The sequence below is a fragment of the Streptomyces sp. R41 genome, assembly GCF_041053055.1.
In the GTDB taxonomy this organism is placed as follows: Bacteria; Actinomycetota; Actinomycetes; order Streptomycetales; family Streptomycetaceae; genus Streptomyces.
This window is the reverse complement of sequence record NZ_CP163443.1, coordinates 6,918,055-6,939,577: the sequence shown is the minus strand read 5'-3', so window position 1 is coordinate 6,939,577 and position 21,523 is coordinate 6,918,055. Positions and strand designations below refer to the sequence as shown.

Annotated in this window: 13 protein-coding genes; 3 read left to right on the top strand and 10 right to left on the bottom strand. The window is 71.3% G+C overall.

Annotated features, from left to right (window positions below; genetic code table 11):
* Positions 1-62: 62 nt before the first annotated feature.
* Together AB5J53_RS31765 and AB5J53_RS31760 are read right to left on the bottom strand one after the other, a co-directional pair.
* Complete coding sequence (locus AB5J53_RS31765) at positions 63-3,566, bottom strand: ATP-dependent helicase (protein ID WP_369249046.1); 3,504 nt, start codon at positions 3,564-3,566, stop codon at positions 63-65.
* 302 nt (positions 3,567-3,868) lie between these two features.
* A complete protein-coding gene (locus tag AB5J53_RS31760) occupies positions 3,869-4,234 on the bottom strand; it encodes an MGMT family protein (RefSeq protein ID WP_369249045.1) in 366 nt (121 codons plus the stop codon).
* Between the two features lie 186 nt (positions 4,235-4,420).
* Between AB5J53_RS31760 and AB5J53_RS31755 the strand changes: the two genes are divergently transcribed.
* The 3 genes from AB5J53_RS31755 (at position 4,421) to AB5J53_RS31745 (ending at position 10,604) form a co-directional block, all read left to right on the top strand.
* Positions 4,421-7,246 carry a lysylphosphatidylglycerol synthase domain-containing protein gene (locus tag AB5J53_RS31755; RefSeq protein WP_369249044.1) on the top strand — a complete coding sequence of 942 codons (2,826 nt, stop codon included), beginning with the start codon at positions 4,421-4,423 and terminating at the stop codon, positions 7,244-7,246.
* Between the two features lie 141 nt (positions 7,247-7,387).
* The gene (locus tag AB5J53_RS31750; protein ID WP_369249043.1) at positions 7,388-8,932 is read left to right on the top strand and encodes an alpha/beta hydrolase; all 1,545 of its coding nucleotides are present in this window, start codon (positions 7,388-7,390) and stop codon (positions 8,930-8,932) included.
* Between the two features lie 115 nt (positions 8,933-9,047).
* Complete coding sequence (locus tag AB5J53_RS31745) at positions 9,048-10,604, top strand: alpha/beta hydrolase (protein ID WP_369249042.1); 1,557 nt, start codon at positions 9,048-9,050, stop codon at positions 10,602-10,604.
* 185 nt (positions 10,605-10,789) lie between these two features.
* On the opposite strand, the gene moeZ is transcribed toward AB5J53_RS31745, so the two are convergent.
* From moeZ to AB5J53_RS31705, 8 genes are all read right to left on the bottom strand, one after another.
* Positions 10,790-11,968 carry an adenylyltransferase/sulfurtransferase MoeZ gene (gene moeZ, locus AB5J53_RS31740; RefSeq protein ID WP_189189389.1) on the bottom strand — a complete coding sequence of 393 codons (1,179 nt, stop codon included), beginning with the start codon at positions 11,966-11,968 and terminating at the stop codon, positions 10,790-10,792.
* 63 nt (positions 11,969-12,031) lie between these two features.
* Positions 12,032-12,781 carry a spherulation-specific family 4 protein gene (locus AB5J53_RS31735; RefSeq protein WP_369249041.1) on the bottom strand — a complete coding sequence of 250 codons (750 nt, stop codon included), beginning with the start codon at positions 12,779-12,781 and terminating at the stop codon, positions 12,032-12,034.
* Entirely contained in the window at positions 12,769-13,728 is a 960-nt protein-coding gene (locus AB5J53_RS31730) for an NAD-dependent epimerase/dehydratase family protein (protein WP_369249040.1), read from the bottom strand. Before AB5J53_RS31730 ends, AB5J53_RS31735 begins: the two co-directional genes overlap by 13 nt.
* A gap of 561 nt (positions 13,729-14,289) precedes the next feature.
* Entirely contained in the window at positions 14,290-15,762 is a 1,473-nt protein-coding gene (locus AB5J53_RS31725; protein ID WP_369249039.1) for a hypothetical protein, read from the bottom strand.
* On the bottom strand, positions 15,762-17,585 hold the full coding sequence (locus tag AB5J53_RS31720) for a DUF3492 domain-containing protein (protein WP_369249038.1): 1,824 nt from the start codon (positions 17,583-17,585) through the stop codon (positions 15,762-15,764). The genes AB5J53_RS31725 and AB5J53_RS31720 overlap by 1 nt, the downstream gene beginning before the upstream one ends.
* 253 nt (positions 17,586-17,838) lie before the next feature.
* The gene (locus AB5J53_RS31715) at positions 17,839-19,434 is read right to left on the bottom strand and encodes a dipeptide ABC transporter ATP-binding protein (protein ID WP_369249037.1); all 1,596 of its coding nucleotides are present in this window, start codon (positions 19,432-19,434) and stop codon (positions 17,839-17,841) included.
* Positions 19,431-20,429, bottom strand: coding sequence for an ABC transporter permease (locus AB5J53_RS31710; RefSeq protein ID WP_369249036.1), 999 nt, complete (start codon positions 20,427-20,429; stop codon positions 19,431-19,433). Before AB5J53_RS31710 ends, AB5J53_RS31715 begins: the two co-directional genes overlap by 4 nt.
* A complete protein-coding gene (locus AB5J53_RS31705) occupies positions 20,426-21,523 on the bottom strand; it encodes an ABC transporter permease (protein ID WP_369249035.1) in 1,098 nt (365 codons plus the stop codon). The genes AB5J53_RS31710 and AB5J53_RS31705 overlap by 4 nt, the downstream gene beginning before the upstream one ends.

Sequence of the window (21,523 nt, the reverse complement as noted above, 5' to 3'; positions counted from 1 at the left end):
CGACTACAAGAGGTCCCGCGGGCATCTCGCACGACCATGTGCCGCCCCTCCGGCGGGTCGAGTCACTCGACCACGTGACGCCCCTCCGGCCGAGCGCTGCACGACGCCCGGAACGCGCAGTGTGTGCAGTGTTGTCCCGCGGTCGGTGAGAACCGTTCGTCGAGAACCTTGCCGGCGGCGGTGGCCAGGAGGTCGCCGACCCAATCACCCTCCAGGGGCTCCTGGGCCTGCACCTTGGGGAGGGTCTCGCCGCCGTTCTTCTTGGCGGCGCCCTGGCGCAGCTGGACGAGTTCGGCGCCGCCCGGTTCGGGGCGTACGCCCTCGAAGGCGTCGTCGACGGCGCCCTCGCTGACGGCGAGCTGGTAGACGGCGAGCTGCGGGTGGTGCGCCACCTCGGCCGCGCTCGGCGCCTGCTTTCCGGTCTTGAAGTCGACCACGTAGGCGCGGCCTTCGGTGTCCGCCTCGACACGGTCCATGGAGCCGCGGATGCGCACTTCGTAGGAGCCCGCTTCGAGCGTCACGTCGAAGTCGTGCTCGCTGGCCACCGGCGTACGACTTGTGCGATCCATGACGTGCCACTTCAGGAAGCGCTCGAGCGCCACGCGCGCGTGCTCCTTCTCCTGCGCCGACTTCCAGGGGGCGTCGAAGGCGAGGGCGTTCCACACGGAGTCGAGGCGCTCCATGAGGACGGCGAGGTCGGCGGGGGTGCGTCCGGACGCCACCTCGTCGGCCAGGACGTGCACCACGTTGCCGAAGCCCTGGGCGGCCGTCGCGGGCGCGTCGGCCTTCACCTCGCGGCCCAGGAACCACTGCAGCGCACAGGTGTTGGCGAGCTGGTCGAGGGCGCTTCCGGAGAGCACGACGGGCTGGTCGCGGTCGCGCAGCGGGACCTTGCTCTCGGTCGGCTCGTACATGCCCCACCAGCGGTAGGGGTGTGCGGAGGGGACCAGCGGGCGGCCGTCCTCGTCCGCGAGCGCGGCGAGTCGGGCGAGGCGAACAGCCGCGGCCTGCCTGAGGGAGTCCGAGACGCGCGGGTCGACGGTGGTGGCGCGCAGCTCGGCGACCAGCGCGGCGACGGACAGCGGGCGGCGCGGCCGGCCGGTCACGTCCTTGGGCTCGACGCCCAGTTCGACGAGGAAACGGGACGGCTGGTCGCCGTCGTCGGCGGGGGCCTTCACGGCGGTGACGACGAGGCGTTCACGCGCGCGCGTGGCGGCCACGTAGAACAAGCGGCGCTCTTCGGAGAGGAGTGCTCCGGGCGTGAGGGGTTCGGCGAGCCCGTCGCGTCCGATGCGGTCTGCCTCCAGCAGGGAGCCGCGGCGGCGCAGATCCGGCCACAGGCCCTCCTGGACACCGGCGACGACGACGAGGCGCCACTCCAGGCCCTTGGAGCGGTGCGCGGTCATCAGGCGTACGGCGTCGGGGCGTACGGCCCTACGGGTGAGGGTGTCTGCGGCGATGTCCTCGGCCTCGATCTCCTCCAGGAAGTTGAGGGCTCCACGGCCCCCGGTGCGCTCCTCGGCGCGCGCCGCGGTCGCGAACAACGCGCACACGGCGTCGAGATCCCGGTCGGCGTTGCGCCCGGCCGCGCCGCCACGGCGGGCGGCCCGCTCCAGGCGCTGCGGCCACGGTGTGCCCTCCCACAGGTCCCAGAGCGCCTCCTCGGCCGTCCCGCCGCCCGCGAGGCGCTCCCGTGCCTTGCGCAGCAGCGCGCCCAGGCGCTGGGCTCCTCGGGCGTACGCCGGGTCGTGCGCGACGAGCCGCTCCGGCTCAGCCAGCGCGCGGGCGAGCAGGTCGTCGGACGGCGGCGGGACGAGATTGCCGGCGGCGCGCTCCTCCTCGCGCAGCGCGCGGCCCAGTCGCCGCAGGTCGGCGGCGTCCATGCTCGCTAGGGGCGAGGCGAGCAGGGTGAGCGCGGTTTCGGTGTCGAGCCAGGGCGACTCGGCTGCGGGTGCTTCGGAGTCGGCGCTCTCTCCTGGGTCGTCCTCGATGCCGGCGCCTTCGTCTTCCGCCGATACGGCGGGCTCGTCGTCAGCCGATACGGCGGGCTCCTCGTCAGCCGATACGGCGGGCTCGTCGTCAGCCGGTACGGCTGGTTCGGTGCCGGAGTCCTCCCCCAGCTCTGCTTCCGCCCCGGGCTCCGCTTCCTCCCCCAGCTCGCCTTGCTCCCCGAGCTCTGCTTGTGCCACCGCCCGCAACGCCGTCAGCAGCGGCGCGACCGCCGGCTCGTGCCGCAGCGGCAGATCGTCGCCGTCGATATCGAGTGGCACCCCGGCCGCGGTGAGCGCCCGCCGAATCGTCGGAATGGTGCGGGAGCCCGCGCGCACCAGGACGGCCATGTCGCCCCAGGGGACGCCGTCCTCCAGGTGGGCGCGGCGCAGGATGTCCGCGATGTTGTCGAGCTCCGTTCCGGACGTCGGGTACGTGTAGACCTCGACGCGGCCGCCGTCCCGTACCGGGGACAGCTCGCGGTGGGCGCGTACCTTCTCCGCCGGCAGACGGGTCAGCGGCATACGTTGAGTGAGCAGGCGGGTGGCTGCCAGCAGGGCGGCTCCCGAGCGGCGGGACGTCCGGAGGACCTCGACCGGCGCCGGGCGGCCGTCCGCGCGCGGGAAGGCGTCGGGGAAGTCCAGGATGCCGTTCACATCGGCGCCCCGGAAGCCGTAGATCGACTGGTCGGGGTCGCCGAAGGCGACGAGTGTGCGCCCGCCGCCCGCGAGGGCATGCAGCAAGCGCACCTGCGCGGGGTCTGTGTCCTGGTACTCGTCCACGTAGACGGCGTCGTACTGGGCGGCGAGGCGCTCGGCCACCTCGGGGCGTCGCGCGAGCAGCACCGCGCGGTGGACCAGTTCCGCGTAGTCGAGCACTCCTTGCATGTCGAGAACGTCGAGGTACTCGGCGAGGAAGGCCGCAGCCGCACCCCAGTCGGGGCGGCCGATGCGCCTGGCGAAGGCGTCCAGGGCGTCGGGGCTCAGGCCCAGCTCGCGGCTGCGGGCGAGGACCGCGCGGACCTCGTCGGCGAATCCGCGGGTGGTCAGGCAGGCGCGCAGCTCGTCCGGCCAGCGCACATGAGCGAGGCCGAGCCGCTCGAGGTCGGGCTGGCCCGCGAGCAGCTCGCGCACCGCCACGTCCTGTTCGGGACCGGACAGCAGTCTCAGCGGCTCCACGAACAGGTCGCTGTCCTGGTGGGCGCGGACCAGGGCGTAGCAGAAGGAGTGGAAGGTGGTGGCCTGGGGCGCGTGGGCGGCCCCTATGCGCAGCGCCATGCGGTCACGCAGCTCGACGGCCGCCTTCCTGCTGAATGTGAGCACCAGGACCCGCTCCGGGTCGCCGTCCCGTGCGACCAGGGCAGCCACGGACTCGACGAGCGTGGTCGTCTTGCCGGTGCCCGGGCCTGCGAGAACGAGCAACGGACCACTCCTGTGGTCAACCACCGCGCGCTGCCCTGCGTCAAGACGAGGGGGATCCACCCGGGCCGGCGGGGTACGCACCAGTCGGTACGCGCCGCGGGTCCCCTGGCGCACCGGGAGGTGCGTCAGGCGCCTGGTGGAAGAAGAGGAGCTCACGTGGTTCGCCGGTCCTGGTGGTTGTGCGGTTTGTCACTGCCGGCGCGGGGCGCCGTCGTTGAGGGGTGGTGGTCGGGCGACGGGTGGGAGGACTGCCGCGTGTGGAGGGCGGTGGCCGCGGGGTGAGGGGGATGCGCGTCGACGACGCTACGCCGGTGAGCTTCCTGGAAGGAGGGCTTCCCCTTCTTCCCTCAGGCCACGTGCGTCCCTCGCTCCACGAACGTACGGCATGTCACGGATGTGCCTCATTTCCCCCGTCCGGGCCACAGGTTCCCCTTCCGCACGTCCGATGCCGGAAGCTGTCAGGTGTGACCTTCCGTGCGCTCGCCGCCGTCCCATCGCGCCCGTCTCATGTCGACGCGCGGCAGATGCCCCTCGGAGGCTCTGCTCGCCTCCTTCAGGGGCGTGCCCTCGTCCCGGTAGTGGGCCAGCGCGTCCAGTTCGTGGCCCGGGAGCAGCACGCCGTCCGCGCGTATGACACGCCACCAGGGCACCGCTCCTCCGTAGAGGGCCATCACGCGGCCCACCTGGCGCGGCCCGCCCTCCTCCAGCCATTCGGCGACGTCGCCGTACGTCATGACGCGTCCGGGCGGGATCAGCTCGGCGACCTCGAGCACCCGCTCCGCGTACTCCGGCAGGGCGTCCTCCGGAAGGCTCTCCTCGCTCATCCGCCCCATCCTGCCCCACCCCACCGACAATGTGACGCGGTCACGACTGTGCGTATCTCTCGCCCCGCGGCGACGCTTGGGGCAGACTGTGCGCCCCCGCATTTGCACCCTGATGCCCCCGTGTGTCGGTCGGGCATGCCACCATCGTGCGGGCGGTGACTGGTGATACGAGATCAAGAAGAGACGATGAGGCAGCAGGGCGTGCACCCCGAAGACGCGGAGGGCACCTCCGAGGCCTCGTCGCGCCCGGACACCGACGGCGTCGACGAGAAGGACGCGGGCGGGACGAAGGCCGAGCCCTCGACCGCCAAGACGAGCGAGAGCGCCTCCGCGGCGTCCGAAGAGCCCACCCCTAAGACGTACGAAAACGAGAAGCAGCAGGTCAAGCGGGGCGCCGACTGCGCCGATGAGGCCCATGCCGACGAGGTCGAGGGCGACGAACCTCTGCTCCCCGCGCGCGTGCACCGTCCGTCCGACCTGATGCGGCTTCTGGTCGGCTTCCTCGCGATCGTCGTGCTGCTCGCGATCGCCGCGTTCGCGCACGGCACCACCTCGGGGCTCGAACAGGACATCAACAAGGGCACGGGCCAGGCACCCGATCTCCTGATCAAGATCGCGGGTCTGGCGTCGAGCATCGCGATCCTCCTGGTTCCCGTTGCCTTCGCCATCGAGCGGCTGATCAAGCGGGACGGGCTGCGCATCGCCGACGGTGTCCTCGCCGCGGTTCTGGCACACGGAGTGACTCTCGCCACGGATCTGTGGGTCGCGAAGGCCGCCCCGGACTCCATCCAGGAGGCGCTCACCCAGCCCTCGCCGGGCGACATCCATGCCCTCACCGACCCCGTGCACGGGTATCTCGCGCCGGTCATCGCGTACATGACGGCCGTCGGCATGTCCCGCAGACCGCGCTGGCGCGCGGTCCTGTGGGTGGTGCTGCTCCTCGACGCGTTCTCCATGCTGGTCACCGGCTATACGACGCCGTTCTCGATCATCCTGACGGTGCTCATCGGCTGGACCGTCGCATACGGGACGCTGTACGCGGTCGGCTCGCCGAACGTGCGGCCCACCGGGCGGACGCTGATGGCGGGTCTGCGGCATGTGGGCTTCCACCCGGTGAGCGCGGCCCGCGAAGAGGCACCGGAGGCCACGGAGAACGGCGACCGCGGCCGGCGCTACTTCGTCACCCTGGAGGACGGCCCACCGCTGGACGTCACGGTGGTCGACCGCGAGCAGCAGGCGCAGGGCTTCTTCTACCGCGTGTGGCGCCGGCTGACGCTGCGTGGCATCACCACGCGCCGCAGTCTCCAGTCGCTGCGCCAGGCCCTGGAGCAGGAGGCCCTCCTCGCGTACGCAGCCATCGCGGCCGGGGCGAACGCGCCCAAGCTGATCGCCACCTCCGAACTCGGTCCGGACGCCGTGATACTCGTCTACGAGCACACTGGTGGCCGCACCCTCGACTCGGTGCCCGACGAGTTCATCACCGATGATCTGCTGCGCGACACCTGGCATCAGGTGCAGGCACTGCAGTCCCGGCGCATCGCGCACCGCAGGCTGGCTGGTGACGCGATTTTGGTGGATCGTTCCGGCACGGTGATCCTCACCGATCTGCGCGGCGGCGAGATCGCGGCCGGAGACCTGCTGCTGCGCATGGACATCGCCCAGCTGGTCACCACGCTCGGACTGCGCGTGGGCGCCGAGCGCGCCGTGGCGTCGGCGGTCGGCGTGCTCGGCCCGGACGCGGTCGCCGACTGTCTGCCGATGCTGCAGCCGATCGCGCTGACGCGCTCCACGCGCGCGACGCTGCGGAAACTGGCCCGGGAGCGCGCCCAGCGCGAGCGGGACGCCGTACTGGAGGCTTCCCGGCAGGACAAGCTCGCCCGCGCCGAGGAGGCCAAGGAAGACACCGCGGTCGTACTGGAAAAGCCCGGCAAGAAGGCCGTACGTGCTGAACAGCGGGCCGAGAAGCGGGCGATCGACGAGGCCCTGGACGAGGCGCGCGAGGAGGATCTGCTCACCCAGATCCGTCACCAGGTGCTGCTGATCAGGCCGCAGGCACCGGTCGAACCGGCCCGCCTGGAGCGCGTCCGGCCGCGCACCCTGATCAGTTTCATCGCCGGCGCGATCGGCGCGTACTTCCTGCTGACCCAGCTCACCCATATCGAGTTCGCGACCCTGTTCGAAAATGCCGAGTGGGGCTGGGTCGCCGCGGCGGTGCTGTTCTCGGCGCTCAGCTACTTCGCGGCGGCGATGAGCCTGCTCGGCTTCGTGCCCGAGCGCGTGCCGTTCCTGCGGACCGTGGCGGCGCAGGTCGCCGGCTCGTTCGTGAAGATCGTGGCCCCCGCGGCGGTCGGCGGTGTCGCCCTGAACACGCGCTTCCTGCAGCGCGCCGGGGTGCGGCCGGGGCTCGCGGTGGCGAGCGTCGGCGCGTCGCAGCTGTTCGGGCTCGGCTGCCACATCCTGATGCTGCTGTCCTTCGGCTATCTGACCGGCACGGAGAAGACGCCGTCCCTGTCGCCGTCCCGCACGGTCATCGCGGGTCTGCTGACGGTCGCGGTGCTGGTTCTCGTGGTGACATCGGTGCCGTTCCTGCGCAAATTCATCGTCACGCGCGTGAGGTCGCTGTTCGCGGGCGTCGTACCGCGCATGCTCGACGTGCTGCAGCGGCCGCAGAAGCTGGTCACCGGCATCGGCGGCATGCTGCTGCTCACCGCCTGCTTCGTGATGTGCCTGGACGCCTCGATCCGAGCATTCGGCCACGAGGAGACCACCACACTCAGTCTCGCCAGCGTCGCCGTCGTCTTCCTCGCCGGCAACGCGCTGGGCTCGGCGGCGCCGACCCCCGGTGGTGTGGGTGCGGTCGAGGCCAGCCTCACGCTCGGTCTGATCGCCGTCGGCCTCCCCAAGGAGGTCGCGGCGCCCGCGGTGCTGCTGTACCGGCTGCTGACGCTGTGGCTTCCGGTGCTGCCGGGATGGCTGTACTTCAACCACCTGACACGCAAGGGCGCGCTGTAGGCCCAGTACGGGGCCATTCGTACGAGTCCACACGCCATCCCGCACAAATCCGGCGGCCATCTCGTACGGGTCCACGGCGAGCCCTCACCCACACGGCTCGCGCCCCGAGCGTCCCGCCCCGCACGCCCGCAGGATGGGAGCATGCCGAACCCTCCCCAGCTGCGCGCCGCTGCCCTGACCGTCACCGCAGTCCTGCTGTTCTCCTTGATGACGGGTTGCAGTGACGGCTCCAAGGAGGAGGACCTGACAGCTCAGAAACTGAACTGGAAGGAGTGCCCGGCACCGTCCGAGTCCGAGGGTGGAGGCAATGCTCCCTCTCCCCTCCCGGGCGGTACGGAGTGGCAGTGCGCCACCCTGAAGGTGCCCCTCGACTGGGCCAAGCCCAAGGGCGACACGATCGGGCTCGCGCTGATCCGGGCGAAGACGAGCGGCGACCCGAGCAAGCGCATCGGCTCGCTGATCTTCAACTTCGGCGGGCCGGGCGGCTCGGGCGTCACCACACTGCCCGCCTTCGGCGAGGACTACGCCAAGCTGCGCACCCGCTACGACCTGGTGAGCTTCGACCCACGCGGGGTCGGCCGCAGCGCGGGCGTGAAGTGCGAGGACGACAGCCAGCTCGACGAGTTCTTCCAACAGGACGCCACCCCGGACGACACCGCCGAGCAGCAGAAGCTCTTGAAGAACACCAAGTCGTTCAACGCGGCCTGCGAGAAGAACTCCAGCAAGACCCTCCCCCACGTGCGCACGACTGACGCGGCCCGCGACATGGACCTGATGCGGCAGGTGCTCGGCGACAACAAGCTGCATTACTTCGGCATCTCGTACGGCACCGAACTGGGCGCCGTCTACGCCCACTTGTTCCCCAAGAACGTGGGACGCGCCGTCTTCGACGCGGTCGTCGACCCGACGCAGAACCCCGAGCAGAGCTCGCTCGGGCAGGCCAAGGGCTTCCAGCTCGCCCTCGACAACTTCGCCGAGGACTGCACCTCGAAGACCGAGGACTGCCCGATCGGCGACACCGCGCAGGACGTCAAGGACCGCATCGCCAAACTGCTGAAGGACCTCGACAGCAAGCCGATCCCCGGCGTCTTCCCCCGCCAGCTCACCCAGACCGCCGCGACGAACGGCATCGCTCAGGCGCTGTATTCCAAGGACTTCTGGGAGTACCTGACGGAGGGCCTTCAGCAGGCGTACGAAGGTGACGGCAAGGTGCTCATGCTGTTGTCCGACTCGATGAACGGACGCAGCGAGAACGGCCAGTACAGCAACATCGTGCCGGCGAACATCTCCATCAACTGCGCCGACGACAAGCCGCGTTACACCTCGAACTACGTGGAGTCGAAGCTTCCGGAGTTCCGGGCCGCCTCGCCGCTGTTCGGCGACTACCTGGCCTGGGGCATGGTCAGCTGCACCGACTGGGCCGTGGCGGGCGCGGCCGACCACCCGGACGTCAGCGCCGCCGGTGCGGCGCCGATCCTCGTCGTCGGCAACACCGGCGACCCGGCCACACCGTACGAGGGTGCGAAGAAGATGGTGGACGCACTGGGCAAGGGAGTCGGCGTCGAGCTGACGTACAAGGGCCAGGGGCACGGAGCCTACGACAGCAAGAACAAGTGCGTGCAGAGCGCCGTCAACGGCTATCTGCTGGAGGGGACCGTACCGTCGGCTGGGACCGTCTGCTCATAGAAAATCGCAGGTCAAAGCGTTATCCACAGGGCTCGGCGGCGGCTGACCGCCGACGCCTAATATGGCTTGCATGTGATCCGCGACTTCGAGCGGATCACGGGCGAGGGGGAAGCTCATGACACGTTTGGCACGGTGGACAGCCGCGGCGGCCGCCGCGTTGCTGGTGGCCGGCTGCAGCAGCGGCTCGTCAGGGGACGGCACGGACGAGGGGAAGAACAGCGATACGCCGTCGGCCACCGCGCCTTCGTCCGGCACGGCCTCGGGTCTGCCCACCTCGCTCACCTCGCAGAAGCTCGACTGGGGCCGCTGCAAGGGCACTGCGGACTCCCCCGCTCCGGGCAGCGGCTGGCAGTGCGCCACGCTGAAGGTGCCCCTGGACTACGCGAAGCCGGACGGCGGGACGATCGGCCTCGCGCTGATCCGCTCGAAGGCCACCGGCGGTCAGAGCAAGCGCATCGGCTCCCTCCTGTTCAACTTCGGCGGCCCCGGCGGCTCGGGCGTCTCCACGATGCCCGCGTACGAAAGCGTCGTCGGCCCGCTCCACGAGCGGTACGACCTGGTGAGCTGGGACCCGCGCGGCGTCGCCGCCAGCGAGGGCGTGCGCTGCCGTAGCGACAAGGCGATCCAGGCCGCAGAGTCGGTGGACGCCACACCGGACGACGCAGCCGAGGAAGCCGCCTACTTCAAGGACGCCGCCGACTTCGGCAAGGGCTGCGAGAAGGCCGAGGGAAAGCTGCTGTCACACGTCTCGACGACGGACACGGCCCGGGACATGGACCTGATGCGCCAAGTCCTCGGCGACCAGAAGATGCACTACTTCGGCATCTCCTACGGCACCGAACTCGGCGGCGTGTACGCCCACTTGTTCCCCAAGAACGTGGGACGTCTGATCCTGGACGCCGTCGTCGACCCGAGCGCCGACACGGTGGGCCACGCGAAGAACCAGACCCTGGGCTTCCAGCGCGCGCTGGACGACTACCTCAAATCGACGGGCCAGACCCCGAAGCAGGGCTCCGAGAAAATCGTCGACCTGCTGAACCGGATCGATGCCAAGCCGCTGCAGACGTCCAGTGGTCGCAAGCTCACCCAGACTCTCGCGCTCACCGGCATCGTCCTGCCGCTGTACAGCAAGGAGGGCTGGCCGCGCCTGACCAGCGCCCTCAAGGAGGCCGAGGACGGGGACGGTTCGCAACTGCTGGACCTCGCCGACGCATACAACGAACGTGACTCCGCGGGGCACTACGGCACGACGACGCATTCACAACGGGTCATATCGTGCTTGGACGACAAGCAGCGGCCGACGCCCGAGGAGACGAAGAAGCTGCTGCCCGAGTTCGAGAAGATCTCGCCCGTCTTCGGGGACTTCATGGGCTGGGACACGGCGGGTTGGTGCCACGACTGGCCGGTGGCCGGTCAGTACGACAACCCGGAGGCCAGCGCACCGGGAGCCGAGCCCATCCTGGTCGTCGGCAACACCGGGGATCCGGCGACACCCTACGAGGGCGCACGCAGGATGGCCGACGAGCTGGGCAAGGGCGTCGGAGTGGAACTCACCTGGAAGGGCGAGGGCCATGGGGCGTACGGGAGTGGCAGCGACTGCGTCGACTCGACCGTGAACAGCTATCTGCTGGACGGGACAGTGCCGAAGGACGGCAAGGTCTGCGCCTCGTAGCGGCCCCCGCCGGTCGGGGACACCTGCCCCAGGCCGCGCGGATTGCCCCGTGTACAGCGGCGGGGGTCGTCCTGTGGGCAACGGGGCGCGCCGCACGACGGACGACGGCGCTCAACGCCTCGCGGGCAACGGAAAGGGGCCCGGCACCAGTAGTGCCGAGCCCCTCCTGCGAAGAAGGTGTACGCCTAGTACACCGGCTTGTCCGGCTCGATCTGGTTGACCCAGCCGATCACGCCGCCGCCGACATGGACCGCGTCCGAGAAGCCCGCGGACTTCAGGACGGCGAGGACCTCCGCACTGCGGACACCCGTCTTGCAGTGCAGGACGATCTTCTTGTCCTGCGGCAGGGTCTCCAGGGCGGTGCCCATGAGGAACTCGTTCTTCGGGATCAGCTTGGCGCCGGGGATCGAGACGATCTCGTACTCGTTGATCTCGCGGACGTCGATGATCTCGATGTTCTCGCCGTCGTCGATCCACTCCTTGAGCTGCTTGGGAGTGATCGTCGAGCCGGCGGCCGCCTCCTGAGCTTCCTCGGACACAACGCCGCAGAAGGCCTCGTAGTCGATGAGCTCGGTGACGGTGGGGTTCTCGCCGCAGACCGCGCAGTTCGGGTCCTTGCGGACCTTGACCTGGCGGTACTGCATCTCCAGGGCGTCGTAGATCATCAGGCGGCCGACGAGCGGCTCGCCCGTGCCGGTGAGGACCTTGATCGCCTCGGTGACCTGGATGGAGCCGATGGACGCGCACAGCACGCCCAGGACGCCGCCCTCGGCGCAGGAGGGAACCATGCCCGGCGGCGGGGGCTCCGGGTAGAGGCAGCGGTAGCAGGGGCCGTACTCGGACCAGAAGACCGAGGCCTGGCCGTCGAAGCGGTAGATCGAGCCCCACACGTACGGCTTGTTGAGAAGCACGCACGCGTCGTTGACCAGGTAGCGCGTCGCGAAGTTGTCCGTGCCGTCGACGATCAGGTCGTACTGGCTGAAGATGTCCATCACGTTCTCGGCTTCGAGCCGCTCTTCGTGAAGGATCACGTTCACGTACGGGTTGATGCCCAGCACGGAGTCGCGCGCCGACTCGGCCTTGGAGCGGCCGATGTCCGCCTGGCTGTGGATGATCTGGCGCTGCAGGTTCGACTCGTCGACCTCGTCGAACTCCACGATGCCGAGCGTGCCCACGCCCGCGGCGGCCAGGTACATCAGCGCCGGCGATCCGAGGCCTCCGGCGCCCACACAGAGCACCTTGGCGTTCTTCAGCCGCTTCTGCCCGTCCATGCCCACGTCGGGGATGATCAGGTGGCGGGAGTACCTGCGGACCTCGTCTACGGTGAGCTCAGGAGCTGGCTCGACCAGGGGTGGCAGCGACACGGGGACTCCGTTGGTCGGTCAATCACTACAGTTGTTCTCCGCGTAACACTGCCACGCCCTTCTTCATTCCGAGACACCCGTTCCGATCCGCGAGACGATTTCGTCCCAGTAGCCGGGCATCGTCTCCCAGGGGTCGGCTCGCCCGCCGTGGTCCGTGCGGTCGGTGAAGTAGATCGTCGAGGCGCCCTGCCAGCGGGCGATGCGCAGCGCCTCGTCCAGGTGGCCGCGCGGCACACCGTGTACGAAGTGGCAGAAGCGCTCGGGCGGATAGTCGGCGGTCCACTCGGCCACCTGCGACCAGCGGTAGTCGCTCCAGGGGCCCGAGAAGGTCACCAACTGGTCGGCGCTCTCCGCATACCCGGGGTACGGGTGGCCGCCGTGGCCCAGCACGATGTGCGCGCCGTCACGGAGCGCCCGGAGCGTGCTGACCGTGCGGCGGACCTCGGGGAGCGCGGCGCGCTCTGTGGGGCAGCGGTCCAGGAGGAAGCCGTCGACCCGGTACCAGGCGAGATACCGGTGGGCGTCGGAGATCAGCTCGCCGAAGCTGCGTGCGCCGTAGGCGGTGTCCAGGTGCCCGAGAATCCGGACCCCCGCGTTGCGCAGCCGTCCGGCGGCCTCCAGGCAGTGCGGGTCGGGGCGCGTGCCGGGGCCGCCCGCCACGTTCAGGACGACCCAGTGCAAGGGGGTACCGGGGCGGGTGAGTTCGCCCCACTCCACGGGAGCGACGAGGGGGTGCGCATAGCCGGGGATGCCGAAGCCAAGGCCTAAGTCGGTGCTCGCGGTGCCTGTTGCGGGGCTGGTCAGATACGGCATGCCGCCTCCATCCAGATGTCGGCGAGGGATTCCTCGAGGTTGATCCGGGGCCGCCAGCCGAGCCGGTCGCGTGCGGTGCGCACGTCGGCCTGCTGCCAGCTGCCGCAGCCGTCGGGGTAGGGGTAGGCGGCCGGGGACGCGAGGTCCGGTTCGCCGCGGGGGTGGCCGATGGATGGCCTCATGGGTCCGGGCGGGCCGTCGAGTTCGTGCAGGGCGCCGCCGTAGCCGGCCACGCGGGCGAGGACGGCGGCGGCGTCGCGGAGGCGTACGGCACGGCCCGAGCCGATGTTGATCACGCCTTGTGCGGCGGAGAGCGAGGCGGCGTGGACGGCGCGGGCGACATCGCGGACGTCGATGAAGTCGCGTTGGACGCCGAGGCCGCCGAGTTTGAGTTCGCCGTCGCCGGACTGCATGGCGCGGCGCAGGGCCTCGGCGAGGCGGCCGAGCGGGGATCCGGCGGGGGTGCCGGGGCCCGCGGGCGAGAAGACGCGGAGCACGACGGCGTCCAGGCCGGAGCCGAGGACCAGTTCGGTGGCGGCGAGCTTGCTGACGCCGTAGGGGCCGCCCGGGCGTGGTACGGCGTCCTCTGCGGTGGAGGAGCCGGGCTGGCTGGGCCCGTACTCTGCGCCGCAGCCGATCTGGACGAGCCGTGCCCCGCAGCCGCTGCGGCGCAAGGCCTCGCAGACGGTGGCGACGGCGACGGTGTTGTGCCGGGTCAGTTCGCGGGCGCCGCCGCGGGTGGCGCCCGCGCAGTTGATGACGACTCCGGGGTGCACCGCGTCGAGGAAGCGGGTAAGTGCGCCGGGGCTGCCCGAGGCGAGGTCGAACCGTACGTCGGCGTCGTCGCCCCGGCCGAGCGCGGTGAGTTGTACGGCCGGGTCGGCGAGCAGTCTGTCGGCGACGAATCGGCCGAGGTATCCGTTGGCTCCGATCAGCAGGACCCTCATCGGGCGGCTCCCGGGGCGGATTCTCCGGTTCGGGAGGTGATCATCTGGCGTTCTCCTTCGAGGTGATGCCGTAGGTCGGGGAGAGGGCCCGCGGTGTCGGCCCCGCGGGAGTGGGGTGCGGGCGCCTCCGGCGTGGGGCGCCTGCGGTCTTGTGGAGTTGCGGCCGTCGTGCGTTTTCGCGGCCGTGGTGGGGCGCCTGCGGTCTTGTGGAGTTGCGGCCGTCTGGCGTTCTTGCGGCCGTGGTGGGGCGCCTGCGGTCTTGTGAAGTTGCGGCCGTCTGGCGTTCTTGCGGCCGTGGTGGGGCGCCTGCGGGCTTGTGAAGTTGCGGCCGTCGTGCGTTTTCGCGGCCGTGGCGGGGCGCCTGCCGTCGGCGGGTGGGGCGGGGCCGTGCCGGTACATCCGCCCGTTGCGGGGCGGGCGCTTCTGCCACGCTCGACTTGGCTGGGGTGAGCAACGGGCATTCGATGTACCGGCACGGCCCCTTCCGTGCGTCGGCGACTGCGGGTGCGTGGGGGTTTGCGGCCGCCGTCACAGGGCGCCCGTCCGCGCTCTGGTGGCCCGTCACAGCGGCTCGCCCGGCGGTGTCGCGTGGGCCGAGGCCCGGGTCAGGGTGCGCGTCGAGTGGATGAGCAGGACGAGGGCGGCCGCACCGCACGTCAGGGCTGGTACGGCGCCCGGTCCCCAGGCGCCGACGACCGTCTCGACGGGGGTGGTCAGGAACGAGCAGCCGGGGAGGCGGCCCGCGAAGACCGTGGCCAGGGCCGTCGCCTCGGCGGCGCCCGCGGCGCCGACCACGACCGCCGGGGCGTGTGTGAAGCCTCGCGCTGTGAGCAGCCGGGCCAGCAGGAGCAGGGCGCCGAGGGCACCGGCTCCGGCGTACGCCGCGGGCTCGCCCAGCGCGGCGCCGCACAGCGCGAGGAGCCCGTCGAGAACGCACAGGAACAGGCCGAACACCCCGAAGAGCAGGGGCTGTACCGAGGCTGCGAACTCCTCAAGGCCGCGGCTCGCGGTCAGCCTTCGACTCGCGCGTACGGCGAAGAGGTGGGCGCACCAGGCTGCCGGGGCACAGGCCAGGGCGAGGGCCAGTACGGGTGCGGTGGCCAGGGGCCAGGGGCCGTCGGGGCCGCCGTCGAGGCCGGCGCTCAGCAGTCCGTCGCCGAGGAGGGCGTACGCGAGGAGCCAGCACGTCCACGCGCGCGTGGCGCCCGTCGTGTGATGGCCGGTGCTCAGGGGGCCGCGGCGGAGGGCGAAACGCAGGCCGAGTGCCACGGCGAGGGCACCGACCGCGGCGACCGCGAGGCGCGGCTGGCCGTCGGTGATCCGCAGCCCCACCACGGCTGCCGCGCAGAGGGCACCGGGCACCAGGGCCAGCGCCGCCCAGTCGGCGCGCGCGCCGGGGCGCCCCGGGGTATCCGGGCGGGGCTCGGGCTCCCCGTCGCGCGCCACGCGCGCGTACATCTCCTCGGCGAGCGAGAACACGTCCCGGTGCCGGAACCGAGCGGCGGTCCTGTCGGTCACCCCGTGCGCCTCCAAACCCGCCGCGATCTCCAACGGGTCCACGGCCCGCTCACAAAGCTCACGATGCCGATGCATCAGGGCCTTCACGGGGTCCACGGCACCACGACGGCCGGGAGCAGCAGGAGAGAGAGAAGGAGAGGGAGAGTTAGTGGGGGCGGGGGAGGCCGTGGAGACAGTGGGCCTGCGGGCGCCACCGTCAGTGCGGACCTCACCGGCAGCACCGCCGGGACCACCTGCGACACCTGCGCCGCCAGCACCGCCTGAGCCATCAGCACCGCTCGAGCCGCTCGCACCAACGTGCGAGCCACCCGCGCCGACGTGCACACCCCCCACATCGTCACCCACCGCTCGGGACAGGGGTCCGGGCCGACTGGAGATGTCGGCCCCCTCCGACATCCCCTCCGCTTGTACGTCCATCTCCCCGACCCCCGTCACAAGCCACTCCTCCGACCGCGCGTCCCAGGCGCCAGGGCTGTTCGGCCTCCCTGGGCGGTCCAGTTCTCCGAGTTCGCTCATCACGCGCCCTCCCCGGCGACCAGGGGAACCGCGGCCCGCACCGGTGCCCCGGCCGCCCAGCGTGGTCGGCCCGCGGCCATGAGGCGGGTCTCGGTCCAGCGGCCGGGTACGTGGGCCTCGGCCGGGACTCCGAAGGGAAGCGGTTCACCCTCGTCGTCCACGACCACCCGCCGTACCGGGGAGTGCGAGACGATCTCCAGGTAAATGCTGTGAAATGCCGCGATGTTCTGCTCGACGGTGAAGAGTTCGAGGGCGCGTGCGCGGGCGGCGGCGCCCAGGCGCTCACGGCGCTCGGGGTCGCGCAGCAGCGCCACGCACGCCTCGGCAAGCGCGCGCGGATTGCGTGGCGGTACGACGAGGCCCGTACCGCCGATGACTTCGACGACGGCGCCCACGTCCGTGGAGACCGTGGCTCGGCCGCAGAACATGGCCTCGACGAGACTGATCGGGAAGCCCTCGACGACGCTGGACAGGACGATGACCGCTCCGGAGGCGTACGCCTCCGCGAGGCTCGGGACCTCGGGCCCGCCGATCTCCTCGAAGGACACCGGGTTGTCGCCGACCGCGTGCACGCCCTCCGCCTCGTCGGGGAAGAGTTGCGCGGCCAGCGCCTTGCAGTGGGCCAGATAGGTCGCGCCCTCCGGCCCGGCGGCGGGCGCGCCGACGATCCGCAGCCGGGTCTTCGGTTCCTCCTTGCGGATCTCGGCGAAGGAGTGCAGCAGCGAGATCAGGTCCTTGGCCGGTTCGATGCGGCCGACCCACACCAGCGTGTGCGGGTCGGCGCACCTGCTGCCCTCTGCGCTCTCCCCCACCTCCGCGAAGCGGGACGCATCCATGCCGGGATAGACCGTGCGCAGCTTGGCTCGGTCGGCGCCGCAGCGTTCCTGCCAGCGGCGGGCGTGCGTGTTGCCGGGCGTGATGAGCGCGGCCGCTCGGTAGACCTCGGCGGCGAGCCTGCCGTGGAACGCTGCGAGCAGCGCCCGTACGGCGGGGGCCTCTCCGACGGTCGCGGCGGCCAGGTAGTGCGTCCGTAACTGCACCCCGTACTCCGTCACCAGCAGCGGAACGCCGGAGAAGTGCCGCGCGAGGAGTCCGGGCAGCGCCGCCGCGCCGCCGGCCGCGGCGTGGCACAGGTCGACCGAGTCGAGCCCGTCGTCCTCGTACCAGTCCAGTGACAGGGGGCGCAGCGCGCGCTCGACGTGGGCGGCGACGGCGAGCAGATCGGGTACGCGCGCGGTGCGGGCGGCGCGAAGTGCGCCCGGCGCGCGACAGGCGCGCTCCAACGCGCGCACGGCGCCCTCGGAGCGCAGCGCTCCGACCAGGCCGCCCTCGTCCCGGGCGAGTTCGGCAAGTCCGTACAGCGCACTGCCGAAACGGTCCGCCTCGACACCGTCAGAAGCCGCCGAGCCGCCGGCGGTCCCTGCGCCGCCGGGGGCCCCAGGCCCGCCGGGTGCCGTCACGTCGGCGTCGGGAGTACCCGGCCCCTCGCACATCGCCGCGGCCAGTTCCCCGTATGCGTCCGCGAACCGCCGACGCGCCCGGCGCCCGTACGCCCGCCCGTCGCCCGCCACCACCCGTCCGACGAGGCCCTTCGGGCCGCCCGTCCAGATGTCGTCCTCGGCGGTCCACAGCGGTGCCGTCCGCACCCGGCTGACCTGGGGCGGCAACGGGATCCAGCCCTCGTCCTCCTGCCGCTCGCTGCGGCTGAGCGCGTAGATGTCGAACTCGTGCTGCCCGAGCCCGCGCACGAGCCGGTCGCACCAGAGTCTGGCGTCACCGCTCACATACGGATAGCCACCCTCCGTAAGCAGTCCGATGCGCACGAGCACACCCCCGATCTCCCGTATGGTGAGCCGCCGTTGACCCGGCAGCTCGCAGCGGGACGAACGTATGCGGACATGACGGTGGCGCGACGGACGGTTGTCCATCGCGCCACCAAAAGGGGTGAACGGTCGTAACTTTCCCGTGCGGGTCGCGTTCCGTCGCGCTAAGGGATCAAGCAGTTACGTTTCGTTAGGCTCAGCCCCGCGTACGTCCCGCTCACACCGTCCGTCTCGCCCACACCGTCCGTCCCGCTCACACCGCGGTCAGCTCCCTGCGGGCGGTGCGGCGCCGTGCCGCGATCTCCGGGTCGAGCGCCGGTACGGCGGCCAGCAGCTGCTCGGTGTACGGGTCCCGCGGGGATTCGTACACCTCGTCGGCGGGCCCGTACTCGACGATTCGCCCGCGCCGCATCACCGCCACCCGGTCGCTGACCTGGCGTACGACCGCGAGATCGTGCGCCACGAACACCAGCGCGAGGCCCAGTTCCCGCTGCAACTCGCCGAGCAGGGAGACCACTTGGGCCTGCGTGGTGACGTCGAGCGCGGAGACCGGCTCGTCGCACACGATGACGCGCGGTTCGGCGGCGAGCGCTCGCGCGATGCCGACGCGCTGGCGCTGTCCGCCGCTGAACTCGTGCGGGTAGCGGTCATAGTGATCCGCTTCAAGCCCCACGCGCTCAAGCAGTTCCCGTACGCGCCCCCGAACGCGCTCCTCGTCCCGTTCACCGCGCGCCCTCAGCGGGTCGGCGATGGACTCGCCCACGCTGCGCCGGGGGTTGAGCGAGGAGACCGGGTCCTGGAAGACCATCTGCACTGAGGGGCTTACGCCGGACTGCGTGCGCCCCTCGTAACGGACCGCGCCGGTCGTGGGCTCCAGGAGCCCCACGAGCATGCGGCCCAGCGTCGTCTTCCCGCTGCCGCTCTCCCCCACGATGCCGAGGGTCTCGCCCCGGTGAATCGCCAGAGAGACGTCGTCGACCGCCGCGAACTGCCGCTTCCCGCGCCCGAATTCACGCCGAAGTCCGACCGCTTCGAGGACGACCTCGTCCGACACGCCACCGTCCGACCCACGCGACGCGTCCACGCGCGGCACCGCGCCCAGCAGCTCCTGCGTGTACGTCTCCTGGGGCGCCCCGAGAACGGTTCCTACCGGCCCGTGCTCGACCGCGCGGCCGTGGCGCATGACGAGGATCTCGTCCACGCTCTCGGCGGCGACCCCCACGTCGTGCGTGACCAGCAGCAGGCCCATCCCGGTCTCCTCCCGCAAGGTGTGCAGGAGGTCGAGGATCTGCGCCTGGACGGTCACGTCCAGGGCGGTGGTCGGCTCGTCGGCGATCAACAGGTCGGGTTCGCAGGCCAGGGCCATGGCGATGAGGGCGCGTTGGCGCATGCCGCCGCTGAACTCGTGCGGGCGCGAGCGGGCGCGACGAGCCGCGTCCGGTATGCCGACGCGGTCGAGCACCTCGACGGCACGCGCGCGTGCAGCTCGCCGGGACGCCTTCACATGGACCCGGTACACCTCGGCGATCTGGTCGCCGACCGCGTAGTAGGGGTCGAGGGACGACAGCGGGTCCTGGAAGACCATGGCGGCCTTCCCGCCGCGCAGCCGCCGCAGTTCGTCGTCGGCCGCCCGCTGCACGTCGATGGCGGCCACGCGCACCGCGCCGCCGACTGCGGCACCCGTCCCCCTGTGCAGCCCCAACAGGGCGGACGCGACGGTCGACTTGCCCGAGCCGGACTCGCCGACCAGGCCCAGCGCGGCGCCCTTCTCCAGCTGGAACGAGAGCCCGTCGACGGCGCGCAGCGACCCGAATCCGACCGTCAGGTCGGTGACTTCCACCAAGCTCATGCGAGCACCACCCGTCGGTCGGCCACCGCGTACAGCACGTCCGCGACGGCGTTGGCGAGGACCACGAAGAAGCCGATGACCAGGACCATGCCGACGACCACCGGCAGGTCGACGACGTTCACCGCGTGCACCAGTTCTTGTCCGATACCGGGCAGTCCGAAGAGCGTCTCGGTGAGCACCGCCCCGCCGACCGCCGAGCCGACGTTGTTGGCGTTCAGCGCGATGACCGGCGCGAACGCCCCGCGCAGTGCGTGCCGCCCGATGATCGACCGCTCGCCGACGCCGTACGCGCGAAAGGTCCGGATGTGGTCCTCGGCGAGCGTCTCCAGCATCGACGCCCTGGTCAGCCGCGCGAACGCGGCGGCCTCGATGAGGGCGAGCGAGAACCAGGGCAGCAGCAGGTTCCAGGCCCACTGCTCGGGGTCGTCGGTGAAGTCGACGTACTGCGGGAAGGGCAGCAGTTGCAGCTGGCCGCAGACGACGATCATCAGCACCAGACCGATCACGAAGACGGGAGTGGCCACGCCCGCGAGCGTGATGCCGGTCAGCACGCGCTCGCTCAGCCGGCCGCGCCGCCACGCGGAGAGCACTCCGGTGCCGACGCCGAGGACCAGCCACAGCACCATCGCGCCGAACACCAGCGACAGGCTGACCGGCAGCTTCGCCAGGATCAGCTGCGTGACCTGCTGATCGGTCTGGTACGACAGGCCGAGGCAGGGCGCCGAGCAGTGCTGCACCGACGTACCCGTCGAGTAGTCCTGGCCGACGAAGATGCCCTGCAGGAAGTGCCAGTAGCGCAGATACAGCGGGTCGTCGAGGTGCAGTTGCTGGGCGACCTGGTGGACCTGGACGGGCGAGCAGCGCGGGCCGCAGGTGATCTGCGCGACGTTGCCGGGGGTGGCGTAGAAGACCAGGTAGATGATCACCGAGATGGCGAACAGGGTGACCACGGTGCCGATGGCGCGGCGCAGCACGAAGCCGCCGAAGCCGTTCACGCCTTGACCTCCTTCGTCGCGCTCGCGTCGGCCGCCCCAGCGCTCGCGCCGCCGGTCCCAGCGCGCGCGTCCGCCGTCGTGGCGCTCGCCCCCGCGTCCGCGTCCGCCTTCGCCTCACGCCTGCGCCCCGTGCCGACGCGCAGACGCGAGGCCGCGCGCGGGTCGAGCGCGGTGCGCACGCCGTCGCCGAGGACGGTCAGGGCGAGGACGGTGACGAACAGCGCGCCGGCGGGCAGCAGCAGGTACTGCGGCGCCGCCTGGTACCAGACGTCGGCGGCGGTGAGCATCTGCCCCCACGACGGCGTCGGCGGTTTCACGCCGACCCCGAGGAACGACAGGGCGGCCTCGACGCTGATGTTCTGCGGCACGAGGAGCGCGGAGTAGGTGATGACGGGCGCGGCAAGGCCGGGCAGCAGCTCGCGGCGGGCGATCCGCCAGGAGCCCCAGCCGCTGAGCCGGGCGGCCGAGACGTAGTCGAGCCCCTTGAGGGTGAGCGTCTGGGCGCGCACGATCTTCGCGATGTTGCCCCAGGCGATCAGGCCGATGACGAGCGCGACCAGCACGGGCCGCGGGAAGCTGCTGGGCACGATGGCCAGCAGCGCCAGCGACATGATCATCAGCGGCATCGCGACGATGATGTCGGTGGCACGGCTCAACAGTTGATCAACCCATCGGTTCCCGAGCGCGGCCGCGACGCCCACCACGACACCGATGAAGACCTGCACCAGCGTCGCCGCCAGTGCGACGCCCAGGGAGACCCGGGCGCCGTACACGAGCCGTGCGAACAGATCGCGCCCGGTCTGCGGTTCGACGCCGAGCCAGTGGTCGCCGCTGATGCCGCCGAGCGAGCCGACGGGCACACCGCCACGCGCCGAGTCGATCAACGAAGGGTGGTACGTGGTCGGGTCCTGGCCTTCGATCGCCGTGAACAGCGGCGCGGCGAGCGCGACCAGGACGAGCAGCGCGACGATGCCCGCCGCGACGAGGGCGGCACGCTGCGCACGCAGCCGCCGCCAGAACTGACGAGCCCCCGAGGCCCCCGGGACGGACATGTCCGTCCCGGGGGCCTGAGAGGCGACAAGTGCCTCGCTCAC

What these genes read in the sequence shown, in the direction of transcription:
- AB5J53_RS31760 (WP_369249045.1), bottom strand. Translation starts at nt 4,234, where the DNA reads ATGAGCGAGGAGAGCCTTCCGGAGGACGCCCTGCCGGAGTACGCGGAG.
- AB5J53_RS31755 (WP_369249044.1), top strand. Translation starts at nt 4,421, where the DNA reads ATGAGGCAGCAGGGCGTGCACCCCGAAGACGCGGAGGGCACCTCCGAG.
- AB5J53_RS31750 (WP_369249043.1), top strand. Translation starts at nt 7,388, where the DNA reads ATGCCGAACCCTCCCCAGCTGCGCGCCGCTGCCCTGACCGTCACCGCA.
- AB5J53_RS31745 (WP_369249042.1), top strand. Translation starts at nt 9,048, where the DNA reads ATGACACGTTTGGCACGGTGGACAGCCGCGGCGGCCGCCGCGTTGCTG.
- AB5J53_RS31735 (WP_369249041.1), bottom strand. Translation starts at nt 12,781, where the DNA reads ATGCCGTATCTGACCAGCCCCGCAACAGGCACCGCGAGCACCGACTTA.
- AB5J53_RS31730 (WP_369249040.1), bottom strand. Translation starts at nt 13,728, where the DNA reads ATGAGGGTCCTGCTGATCGGAGCCAACGGATACCTCGGCCGATTCGTC.
- AB5J53_RS31725 (WP_369249039.1), bottom strand. Translation starts at nt 15,762, where the DNA reads ATGAGCGAACTCGGAGAACTGGACCGCCCAGGGAGGCCGAACAGCCCT.
- AB5J53_RS31715 (WP_369249037.1), bottom strand. Translation starts at nt 19,434, where the DNA reads ATGAGCTTGGTGGAAGTCACCGACCTGACGGTCGGATTCGGGTCGCTG.